Annotated in this window: 10 protein-coding genes; 2 read left to right on the forward strand and 8 right to left on the reverse strand. The window is 39.9% G+C overall.

Annotation, left to right across the window (positions count from 1 at the left end):
• Positions 1-216 precede the first annotated feature (216 nt).
• The 3 genes from R4Z10_RS18375 to R4Z10_RS18385 all read right to left on the reverse strand — a co-directional run bounded on the left by R4Z10_RS18375 (position 217) and on the right by R4Z10_RS18385 (position 4639).
• A complete protein-coding gene (locus R4Z10_RS18375) occupies positions 217-621 on the reverse strand; it encodes a DUF3021 domain-containing protein (protein WP_338470729.1) in 405 nt (134 codons plus the stop codon).
• Positions 611-1072 (reverse strand): LytTR family DNA-binding domain-containing protein, encoded by a 462-nt coding sequence (locus R4Z10_RS18380; RefSeq protein ID WP_338470730.1) that lies wholly within the window; start codon positions 1070-1072, stop codon positions 611-613. Before R4Z10_RS18380 ends, R4Z10_RS18375 begins: the two co-directional genes overlap by 11 nt.
• 216 nt (positions 1073-1288) lie before the next feature.
• Positions 1289-4639 carry an SH3 domain-containing protein gene (locus tag R4Z10_RS18385; RefSeq protein WP_338470731.1) on the reverse strand — a complete coding sequence of 1117 codons (3351 nt, stop codon included), beginning with the start codon at positions 4637-4639 and terminating at the stop codon, positions 1289-1291.
• Positions 4640-5090: 451 nt separating this feature from the next.
• Here R4Z10_RS18385 and R4Z10_RS18390 point away from each other — a divergent pair, with 451 nt between their 5' ends.
• Positions 5091-5687 (forward strand): biotin transporter BioY, encoded by a 597-nt coding sequence (locus R4Z10_RS18390; RefSeq protein WP_338470732.1) that lies wholly within the window; start codon positions 5091-5093, stop codon positions 5685-5687.
• Positions 5688-5710: 23 nt separating this feature from the next.
• The gene (bioB, locus tag R4Z10_RS18395; protein ID WP_338470733.1) at positions 5711-6709 is read left to right on the forward strand and encodes a biotin synthase BioB; all 999 of its coding nucleotides are present in this window, start codon (positions 5711-5713) and stop codon (positions 6707-6709) included.
• A gap of 124 nt (positions 6710-6833) precedes the next feature.
• Here the strand turns inward: bioB and R4Z10_RS18400 are convergent, their stop codons facing one another.
• The 5 genes from R4Z10_RS18400 to R4Z10_RS18420 all read right to left on the reverse strand — a co-directional run bounded on the left by R4Z10_RS18400 (position 6834) and on the right by R4Z10_RS18420 (position 11394).
• Positions 6834-7862: an ABC transporter substrate-binding protein gene (locus R4Z10_RS18400; protein ID WP_338470734.1), complete on the reverse strand. Its 1029-nt coding sequence runs from the start codon at positions 7860-7862 to the stop codon at positions 6834-6836.
• 78 nt (positions 7863-7940) lie between these two features.
• Positions 7941-8765: an ABC transporter permease gene (locus R4Z10_RS18405; protein WP_338470735.1), complete on the reverse strand. Its 825-nt coding sequence runs from the start codon at positions 8763-8765 to the stop codon at positions 7941-7943.
• Positions 8762-9556 carry an ABC transporter ATP-binding protein gene (locus tag R4Z10_RS18410; protein WP_338470736.1) on the reverse strand — a complete coding sequence of 265 codons (795 nt, stop codon included), beginning with the start codon at positions 9554-9556 and terminating at the stop codon, positions 8762-8764. The genes R4Z10_RS18405 and R4Z10_RS18410 overlap by 4 nt, the downstream gene beginning before the upstream one ends.
• Positions 9557-9856: 300 nt before the next feature.
• Positions 9857-10354 carry a flavodoxin domain-containing protein gene (locus R4Z10_RS18415; protein WP_338470737.1) on the reverse strand — a complete coding sequence of 166 codons (498 nt, stop codon included), beginning with the start codon at positions 10352-10354 and terminating at the stop codon, positions 9857-9859.
• Positions 10354-11394 carry a ribonucleotide-diphosphate reductase subunit beta gene (locus R4Z10_RS18420; RefSeq protein ID WP_338470738.1) on the reverse strand — a complete coding sequence of 347 codons (1041 nt, stop codon included), beginning with the start codon at positions 11392-11394 and terminating at the stop codon, positions 10354-10356. Before R4Z10_RS18420 ends, R4Z10_RS18415 begins: the two co-directional genes overlap by 1 nt.
• Positions 11395-11518 lie beyond the last annotated feature (124 nt).

Here is an 11518-nt window from a genome sequence, read left to right on the forward strand (position 1 = left end):
CAACTTAATTATTATCAAGGTAAATAAGGCTGTGATTCAAAGCTGACCTTTAACCTGAATGGCGCTGTTATTTGGAAAAAAAATAAAAAGGGGTCTAGTTGAGGCTGATACATGATCTGAAATAGAAAAGGCAATGCTGCTAGGATATTGATGTTGACAACCGGGTTGATTTACAGGCCTACTATTAAAATTAGTTCCCCTTTTTTGTGCAACTCTTTATTTTTTCACCGAATGATTCATTTCTGTTTCGATTTTTTTAAAATAGAGGTAGGTTCCGTACCAAAATAGAACATACATGATGATAAAGATCCCAATGCCTATTAAGATAGTAACCCATTGAAACGGTAACCAGCCTAACCAGATTGCAAGTGGCAACCAAACGATTATTGAGATAAGAAAATGGGTCATTGTTTTTTTCAAAGGGCTCCATTCTTCATGGTCAAAAATGAGAGAGGCGCAGCCAAAATAAATCCCCATTACCATACTGCCGAGCATATTTTTCCATACAATCGAAACTGATACTTCAACTTCCTGAACCGTCATTACCGTTAAGATCACAAAGGTAAAAATGGCGGTAAATCCCAGGCCAAGCAAACTCCTTCTCATCATTTCAATGATCATCCTTATCCACCCCTAAAATTAATTTTCGTTTTAATTCATGAACATACTTCCGAGTGACATATTCCTTACTGCCAGAATGAAAATACACGCATAGGTTGCCATTAAAAGCCAGCTCAAAATGAGTGATTTTTTGGAGGTTTCCTAGTGCTGACTTGGATAATCGACTAAATCCATGGCTTTCTAAAAGCGCCTCCGCTTCATACAGTTTTATCGTCAGTTCGATGGATCGTTTGTTAACTGAGGCATAGACTTTTCGATTTGAAGCAAATATATACTCAATTTCATTCGGAGACAGAAGTATGGACTTTTCCCCCTCCACTCCGATGATTCGTTTCGGTGCTTGCTGTCCTAATTTCCTAACCAATTCTTCAAGCTCTTTCGTCCATTCCTTTGCATGGATCGTCACAGATGTTTCATCGTACTTCTCGTTAAGATCAATATTTACCTTCATGCTCCCCCTCCTCTCTTCCCCCTTACTATACTAAAAATAAGACTGAAAGTTTCGAGTATTTGCATAACATTCATGTTTTGGTGGTTATGAGGTGGTTTTATCAGAATGAAGAACAGTATGTGTGGATTAAAAGTTCGTTGATTCTTTTGAAACACAAAAAGGGACGTCCAGAAGTCGAAATACGACTTTCTTGACTGCCCCTTTTCTTTTACAACATTAGAACCTCTTATAAAGTGGGATCTCCAATGTAATGTTATAGGAATCTATTAAACTATAAAGATTGTGAATTTGTTTGACCTGCTTAGTTGCCCAACGAATGTCTGTTGCGTACTGGTGAGTAGCGACTCCCGTTGATGCTGCCGCTTCTGGATTCCACCTCATTTTGTAGATGGTATCTTGCCCTTTTCCGATGTAGCTTGATGAAATGAACCTTGCTCCTCCAATAATTGCTTCAACCGGTGAGAACCAGCCTTGTTCATAGGCAAACTTTGCTCCACTTTCAACAGCACTTCCATCATAGGCTCCGATTCCAAACATATTATAGACCTTTTTTCCATTGATCTCGACACCGTTTGCTAGTTGAGATGATCCATTCCCAGTTTCAAGGAGAGCATGGGAAATCAAGTACATGTCATTGACCCCATATCTTTCACTTGCTGCAATAAAGGATGCAGCATGACCTTCTAGAATGCCTTTGCCAGCGAGAATTCGTTCATTTACCTCGAATTGGTCGAGACTCGTGGATTCTGACAATTTTAGAAATTGGAAAGAGGTTACTGGGTTATCCGTAAAATTGTTTGGATCCAAATAATGGGCGACATCTTCAGGGCTTGCGTTCACCCATGATCGATTGTAGGTAATCTCATACCACTTATAGCCATCATTTCCCGTTGAGACTGATTTAATGTTTACTTTTTCACCGTTATTTATTTTCCCAACAATCCAAAACTCCGTTCCTGCTCCGCCTCGAACTCTCCAACCGGAACCCTCAACGACTCCACTCGTAGGGTTTGTTAGACTATTTACGTTTAGCGCATCTTCACGTATATAAACGGCATAGTTCTGGTCAGTTTGTGGGTTAGCTTTCATTTGAATATTCGTTGACTCTTCTAATGTCAGGTCGTATTCTGTATAAACCTTGTTCACGTTTTGACTTGGCAAATTTGCTGGTTTGCTTGTCAAATATTGGGTGCCTACATAGCCTGTTTTTCCATTTGCCGTGACCCTTGCCCAGCCATTTTCCACTGAAAGAACCGTTACTGCAGTGCCTGCTACGAGCTTTGTTAAAATATTCGTGCTTGTTGATGGGCCTTCTCGCAAGTTCAAATTCCAGCCTGAAGGAACATCTACATATTGAATGGATGTCGTGTCCGTCTCTTCTTGAGTCTCATCTCCTACTTCCACTTCAGAACCTGATTCCGATTCATTCGGAACCGTTAAATCTGGCTCGGAAGTTGGTTCCGAATGATTCGGAGCGATTGGATCTGCCTCAAACCCCTCTTGATTGGTAGAATTCTGATCAGTTGGCGAATTAGTAGTCGGTGCTTCAGTTTCTTTAGTTGAGCCTGGTTTAGCATTTGATAAATATTCACTGCTAACATAGCCTTCCTGCCCATAGGCGATTATCTTTGTCCAGCCATTTTCTTCAGAAAGAACCTTCACTTCGATTCCTCTTGCTAGTTTAACCATCACGGAAGCATTGGTAGTTGGTCTGTTACGCATATTCAAGTTTACACCTTGATCGACATCTACATATTTAACTATGTCTTGTGCAGGTTTGTTTGGAACTTCTTCTGGCTTTGGATTGGTTTTTGTTAAATATTCCGCACTCACATAGCCTTCTTTTCCACTTGCCTTCACTTTAGCCCAACCGTTTGAAACGGAGTAGACTTCTACTGCGGTGCCTGCTTTCAGTTTTGCTACCACAGATGTACTTGTGGACGCTCCGGAACGCATATTTAGATGGATGTTTTCATTTACGTCTACATATTGAATCGTCGATGATGGCTTGGGTGCTGTTGCGGGTGGTGTGCTTGTCCCCGTTTTACCTTTTGTTAAATATTCAGCACTTACATAGCCTTCTTTTCCACTTGCTTTCACTTTGGCCCAACCGTTTGAGACGGAGTAGACTTCTACTGCGGTGCCTGCTTTCAGTTTTGCTACCACAGATGTATTTGTGGACGCTCCGGAACGCATATTTAGATGGATGTTTTCATTTACGTCTACATACTGAGTCGTCGATGATGGCTTGGGTGCTGTTGGGGGTGGTGTGCTTGTCCCCGTTTTACCTTTTGTTAAATACTCCGCACTCACATAGCCTTCTTTTCCACTTGCCTTCACTTTGGCCCAACCGTTTGAGACGGAGTAGACTTCTACCGCAGTGCCTGCTTTCAGTTTTGCTACCACAGATGTACTTGTGGACGCTCCGGAACGCATATTTAGATGGATGTTTTCATTTACGTCTACATATTGAGTCGTCGATGATGGCTTGGGTGCTGTGGGGGGTGGTGTGCTTGTCCCCGTTTTACCTTTTGTTAAATATTCCGCACTTACATAGCCTTCTTTTCCACTTGCCTTCACTTTGGACCAACCGTTTGAGACGGAGTAAACTTCTACTGGGGTGCCTGCTTTTAGTTTTGCTACCACAGATGTACTTGTGGACGCTCCGGAACGCATATTTAGATGGATGTTTTCATTTACGTCTACATACTGAGTTGTGATGGTTTGCGCAGGCGTTGACGGTTTGCTTTGTTTAGTGGTTGTCGTCTTGGAATTACTAGATAGATAGAGGGAACTCACATACCCTTGTGTTCCAGCTGCTTCAATTTTCGCCCAGCCGTGTTGATCCGAGAGGACCTTTACTTCCGTTCCATGCTTAAGCTTCGTCAACACTTTTGATGTAGTCGATGGACTGTTCCGCACGTTCAAATTCGTACCAACACCGACATCGACATATTTTATAGAGACAGGGGGATTTGATTTTGGTGCTTGTGCCGTTTGTTTCTCTTCGGCCCCCTGAACCTTCGTATTTGCCAGATAATTTGTGCTAGCATACCCTTCTTTTCCATTTGCTGCTACCTTTGACCATCCGTAATGTTCAGAGTAGACGGTAACCTGTGTTCCACTTGGTAGTTTGGCTACAACCGATGATGAGGTAGTTGCGCTTGCACGTAAATTTAAATTCGTATCTCTAGAAACGTTGACATATTTGGTTGTTGCTTCCACCCTTTTTGGAGCTGGGGCAGTGGTTTTACTGGAATGACTTGGTTTTATTTCTGTTATATATGAAGTGCTGACATAGCCTGTTTTTCCATTTACCCTAATTTTCGCCCAACCATTGCTTATCGATTGAACATTTACTTCCGTTCCATTTGTAAGCTTTGCGAGAATAGTAGCATTAGTCGAAGCACTTGCTCTCATGTTTAAGCGCCCTGAATCTACATTTACATATTGAATCATATTTGAAACTGTAACGGATGAAACTTTCTCCTCAGCTTGTACTACTCTTTCAAAAGCCGGGGTGGATAACACCGCTAAGCATAAACCTGGCAAAATTAATTTCTTCATTCTGTCCTCCTGCTATTCTGATAGAAATTTTTACCAAAATATCCATATTTAGATAAATTCTACCATATTTTGCAGTTTAATAAGATTACAGATTTATTAATATTTCAAAATCCCACATAAATGTTACCTTTTCTTGAACATACATGGAGGAATAGGTCGTATTTTAGCTTTTAGAGGAAAAAAATTGAGTTAACTGGCATAGGTCTCTCCGTTTTAGAGGAATTGCACCAAAACGGGTGATAATTGCACCAGAATGGAGCGTAATTGCACCAGATTAATCAATAATGGCACCAAATTAGGCTGAAATTGCACCTATTTCCATTTTCTAGGGGAAATAAACCTATATTTGAGATTCCATAGAAGGTTTATGTTAACCTTCTGTAAATTTAAGTTGACATAGTTAATCATTTCAATTATCTTAAAAATAAAAACATTCTCAAGGGGGATAGAGATGAAAAGCAAGATTCGAACGCTAGAGTTAACTCTAGCTAGTATGTTTGTCGTATTGATTGCCATTGGAGCAAATATTACCACGCTGATTCCTTTTATGGTGGTTGGCGGTGTTCCGATTACGTTACAAACCTTTTTTGCTCTTTTGGCAGGATTGATCCTCGGAAGTCGGGTAGGAACGATTGCAACGAGCGCTTATGCATTTATTGGTTTTGTAGGGGTTCCTGTTTTTGCCCAGTTTGGCGGTGGACCAGGTATTTTAATCAAACCTACTTTTGGATTCATTTTATCTTTTATTCTAGCAGCCTATGTGATCGGCAAAATAGTTGAAGGAAAAAGTAACGTTTCTAGTTATATCATTGCAGCACTTGTGGGGACGGCGATTAATTATATCGTTGGCACGAATTGGATGTATTTCGCCTACAAGTTTTGGGCCGATGCACCTGAAGGATTTACATATGGAATGGCTTGGTTATGGATGTTAGCTCCGCTGCCAAAGGATCTTATTTTAGGCGTTTTTGCCGGGATGTTTGCCCACCGCTTAAAAGTTACCGTATTCTCCAAAGGTAGATTTAGAGATTTACAATTAGAAGCTTAAAAAAATAGGGAGGTTTGATCGAGATGGCAAATTGGAAACAGCTTGCTAACGAGGTTCTTACTGGGAAAGAACTATCAAATGAGGAAGCAATGGAAATTTTAAATACACCGGATGAGGAACTGCTTGAGTTACTGAATGGTGCATACATCATTCGACATCATTACTATGGCAATAAGGTAAAATTAAACAAAATTATTAATACAAAATCAGGTCTTTGCCCGGAGAATTGTGGGTATTGTTCGCAATCTAGCATTTCTACTGCTCCGATTGAAAAGTACCGAATGCTTGATAAAAGTTCTATTTTAGAAGGGGCTAAGCAGGCTTATGAAATGAAAGTTGGCACCTATTGCATTGTAGCTAGCGGCCGAGGACCAAGTAACAAGGAAATCGATCAAGTGGTCGAAGCTGTTCAAGAAATAAAGGAACACTATCAACTAACAGTCTGTGCTTGCCTAGGGATATTAAAGCCAGAACAAGCGACTCGATTAAAAGCAGCTGGAGTCGATCGATATAATCATAACCTCAATACTTCTGAGAATCACCACGAAGCCATCACTACCTCCCATACGTATCAAGATCGAGTAAATACGGTGAACATTGCAAAAGATGCAGGAATTTCTCCTTGTTCTGGAGTAATTGTTGGAATGAAGGAAAGTAAGCAAGATGTGATCGATATGGCCTATAGTTTAAGAGCTTTAGACGCAGATTCAATCCCGGTTAACTTTTTAAATGCGATTGATGGAACACCGCTTCAAGGAACAAAGGAGTTGAATCCTCGCTATTGCTTAAAAGTACTCGCTCTTATGCGTTTCGTCAATCCTACAAAAGAGATTCGTATCTCTGGCGGAAGAGAAGTTAACTTGCGCAGTTTACAGCCACTAGGCCTTTATCCTGCAAACTCGATTTTTATCGGTGATTACTTGACAACAGAAGGCCAAGAAAATTCATCAGATTATCAAATGTTAAAAGACCTTGGCTTTGAAATTGATTTTCGACCAGAGGCAGTTGAAGTAGGAAACTAAAAATAGGTGCCAGAATTCTTCTTTAATGGTACTGCACCCCCCACTAGTTAGAGTAAATAATCTAGCTTTTGGGGTTCAATACCTAATGGAAGGACCCTGGCACCTCTGTTTTTATCCTCTTTTTTTAAAACTCGTTTACCTTTTCCAATAAGCTGGAGTCTAGATAGTCATCTAGATTCACTTCATTTTTAATGACTGGTTCGTCCCCTTCACTAAACTGTTCGATAAGTTTTGCCCAGGCATCTTCATAAATATAGCCATATCCTTTTTCAGGCTCAATTGGTTTCGTTAATTCAATAAATGTATCAAGGAATAAACGTCCAATTTCTTCGTCTGTGTATTGTTCAGGAACCGCTTTTTTCATAACCGCATAGGCTGCATCTGGATCGTTAATCGCAAAGTCTGTTGCTTTTGCGACAGCACGAGAAACTTTCTCGACTACTTCTGGATTTTCCTTCATGATTTTCCCGTTCGCAATAATTCCTGTTGATGGAAGGGATAAATATTCTTCTGGAAGCAATGATTTCGATTTAAAACCTCTCCCATAAAGGGAAATCAAATCGTGAGCCCCTCCACTAAAGGCATCAATTTCACCTTTTTCAAAAGCGGTTATAATGGATGTTCCCTCTGCACCAATGGCACGAATGGTTACATCCTGGTCCGGATTTAAGCCCGCACTCGATAGAATCGAGCGAACCATTGGAACTTCACCACTACCTAAATCTGTTACCCCAATGACTTTGCCTTTTAGCTGCTTAATATCGGTTACCTTTGAATTTTCTGGTACCATAAAATCAAACAGATTCGTTACATTTACTTGATAAACCATTTTAATATCAATTCCTTTATCCCAAGCAGGTAATACGGAATTAACAGCAATAATGCCGAGGTCAATCGTTTCCGCTCCAACTTGCTGAACGACATAGGATCCCCCTTTTCCTGGCAGAAGTTCTACTTCAATTCCTTCTTCTTCAAAAAATCCCTTATCCCGTGCAACATACGCATAATACATCGCTGTTCCTTCGGCTGCTAGTAAAAGCTTAACCTTTTCTTTCCCGTCTGAAGTCTTACTTACCTCCGTTGATCCTGAATTTCCACAGGCTGTAAGAACAAGTAATGATAGTAAAATCAAAATCGATGCAATCCTTTTCAAATTGACTCCTCCTCTTTTTATTTAAAATTCTCATGGTTGACACTTTTTTTTAAAAACAAATTTGCTTGCAGATTAAAGTTAAATAATCTTATCGTGATCTCCCCAGAAAATAAGCTTTCGGTCAAGCCATTCAATAATGAGATAGAGTAATAGTCCAACGACAGATAAAATGACAATTAAGGCATACACTTTGGCCATTTCCAGTTGGAAATTAAAGGTGTCGAGCAATAAGCCCATTCCTTCATTTGCGCCAACAAATTCACCAACAATCGCTCCAATTAAGGCAAACGTTAAAGAGGATTTAAGACCGGCAAAAATATTAGGCAAGGCCGTTGGCAATGAAAGCTTGAAAAAGACATCCTTTTTCTTTGCTACCATCGATTGAAATAATAGTCGGCTTTCCTCATCCACGGATTTCAGTCCGACGACCGTATTAACAAAGGTTGGGAAAAAGCAAATCGCAATGGCCATCACTACTTTTGCTGTTGGTCCAAATCCAAACCATGTAACAAAAATCGGGGCAAGCGCAATTTTAGGAATCGCTTGGAAAACAACGATAAATGGATTTAATACTTTATAAAGCATGGCGTTGGATGAGACGACAATCCCTAGAATAATAGCTAAAAAGCCTCCAATTAAAAATCCTGCAATCGTTTCATACATCGTGACACCAAAATGTAAGTAGAAAAATGATGACGTTAACAATTCCCAGGTTGCCACTGCAACGAGTGATGGTGCAGGAAGAATGAGTTCATGGAACACTCCGATTCGACTAAGAAGCTCCCAAATTGACAAAAGGAAAACTAAAAGTCCAAGGGAAATCCATCCTTCTTTTTTCAAAAAGGGTTTAAATGCTTTTTTCTCTTTCGTTATGATTACTTGATCTCCGACTGTTGTTTTCATGATCTTCCCACCCCCAATAGATTACGAATGTGGAGAACATACTCCGAATACTGTGCTAAAGCCATGACCTGATCGGTCCGCGGCTTTGGTATTTCAATGGTTAAGTTCTCAAGAACATGACCTGGATTAATCCCCATGACAATGACGCGATCTGACATGAGCACCGCTTCGTTAATATTATGGGTAACCAAAATGACGGTTTTGCCACTTTTCTCGGCAATCTCCATAAGGGAGAAGTTCAAATTTTCGCGAGTGAACTCGTCCAAAGCACCAAATGGCTCGTCTAATAATAAAATATCGGGATCATTCATCAATGTACGCGCCAGTGAAATCCGCTGCTGCATCCCACCTGAAAGCTCTTTCGTATAATAATTCTCGTACCCTTTCAATCCAACTAAATCAAGGAGCTCGCCAATTCTCTTTTTTGCGGCTTCGATGTTGCCTCCCGCAACCTCTACAGGCAGCAGTAAATTTTGTTCAACGGTTCTCCATGGCAGCAACACAGCCTTCTGAAACATAAAGCCAATTTCTTTCCTCGGCCCAGTAATCACCTCATCTCCAACCATTAACTGCCCACTAGTCGTTTCCAACAAACCACCAATCATTTTTAATAATGTCGATTTGCCGCAGCCACTTGGTCCAAGTAAGGAAATAAACTCTCCCTTTTTAATCTCGAGATTAATGTCTCTAAGAACTAGATTTTCTCGATTCCCTTTTGGAAAGGACTTGTACACATCCTCAATTTTTACTTGAACTTCTGACGTCTGGATTGGTTCAACACTTGTGCTCATCATTAGCCTCCTTTTTAATGATTTTGAATATTGTAAATATTTAATAGAAAAAAATATAACATTAACGTTATTTGTTTCACTCTGTTAAATAACAATAATATTTTTTTTCTGTATTATATCAAGTTCTCTATCAATCTACAATGACCGTTTGGTTTATTTCAGAAATATTTTAATATTTTGATTTTAATATAGATCTATAAGAATTCTATGTATTGGAATAAATTCCTTCTTTTTCGAAAAAGTTTCTAGTATGATCTTCCCAGTTCCATTTAATGAGCAAGTAAAAAGCCCTGTTACGTTTTATTTGTAACAAGGCTTTACTCTATTAAGGAGAGCAGAATCGATATTAAGCGAACCAAATGAGGATTCACATCTTTTAAAAAATAACTCCACAAATCGATGGCATTTGTCGTTATCGCTCGTTTGCGGGGAGAGCTCCACTTTTAACGTGACGGCAAGTTGGGTGTGAACATATAACATGTCTCGAAACCGATCGACTGCCCCGCAGAAGTGTGCATAAAAGCGATCCCCTGTGCCGATTATGCCTGTTGTTACATGGGAAACGTCCTGATTTTCAAACGCTTGATAGAGGGAGGCCATTTCGGTTGGAATCTCTCCATCCCCCCATGTATACGTACCCACAATGATTCCATCATAATCAGGCAAGGTATCCAGCGGAAACTCATTGATCTTATATACCTCTACGTTAACACCATGCTTTCGAAAAAGTTTATACAGAATATGCACGAGTTCCTCTGTATTTCCTGTTTGTGAAGCATAAACGATCGCGATTTTCATTAAAGTTCATCAAATCCATTCGACTGGGTCACTTTTGTATAAGTACGGGATTTTTGCTCAAAAAAGTCTGTTTTCGTTTCATTGATCATTTCGTCGCTAAACACATGGATCCATGGCATCGGATTCTCTCGCTCGGGATAGAGATTTTTCAAGCCAAGCTGGCGAAATCTTTTGTTCGCAAGATATTCCACATAGTTTTCAAATTCTCGCAAATCGATGCCATCGATATCTTTTAGTATTAGTTGAGACCATTCTTTTTCCAGTTGGACCGCTTTATCAATGGTTTCATACATATAATCGATATTCTCTTTCGTATTTATTTCCGGATTTTCCGTCAACAAGATCCGAATAAATTGCGATATAAAGTAGGCATGCTGCATTTCATCGCGCTGAATATAACTAATCATCGTACTCGTTTTTAACATCTTTTGTCTTCGTGCTAAATTGTAAAAGAAGGCAAAGCCCGCGTAAAAATAAATTCCTTCGAGATTGATTGAATTCACAGCTAGTTTAAATAGATTAACCGGTGTTGGCTGATCTCGAAATCCGTCATAGGCATCTAATATAAGCGCATTTCGTCTTTGAACCATTGGATCGTTTTTTGCTTGATTAAAACGATCGTTTTGTTCTTGTAATGGCACAAGTGAACTTAAAATATAGGAGTATGATTCATTATGAACGGCCTCCTGCTGCGAAATCACAGCAAAGATTGCTTTAAAGCTGGAATCCGTTACATAATCCATCACCCCGCTCATCGTCGGTGTTTGCAAACTATCAAGTGAAGCGAGCTGGGTGTTAATCCGCAGGAAAACATCTTGCTCTGTGGGGGTAAGTGAATCCCATTGTTTAATATCATCCTGCATATTGATTTCCTGGGCCTTCCAAAAGTTGGATAGCAACGTTTGATATAGATCGTACATTTGTGGATAGGCAATATCATTCCAGTTTAAAATCCCGGAAGATTGTCCATTGATAATGCCAGTAGATTTATTAGGATGCTCTGGGTTTAGTAATTTAATTTTTGACAGGGTTTCATTCATAATAAGGTCCTCCTCTTCTTTAAGCTAAAATGTTGTCCGAATGATGCATTGATTCGGACTGGTCAGGCATGTAACTGATGCTTAGTGTCCGAATGACGACCTAGTTCGGACTGCTCAGGATGAT

The organism is Niallia sp. XMNu-256 (genome assembly GCF_036670015.1).
GTDB lineage: Bacteria > Bacillota > Bacilli > Bacillales > Cytobacillaceae > Bacillus_BD.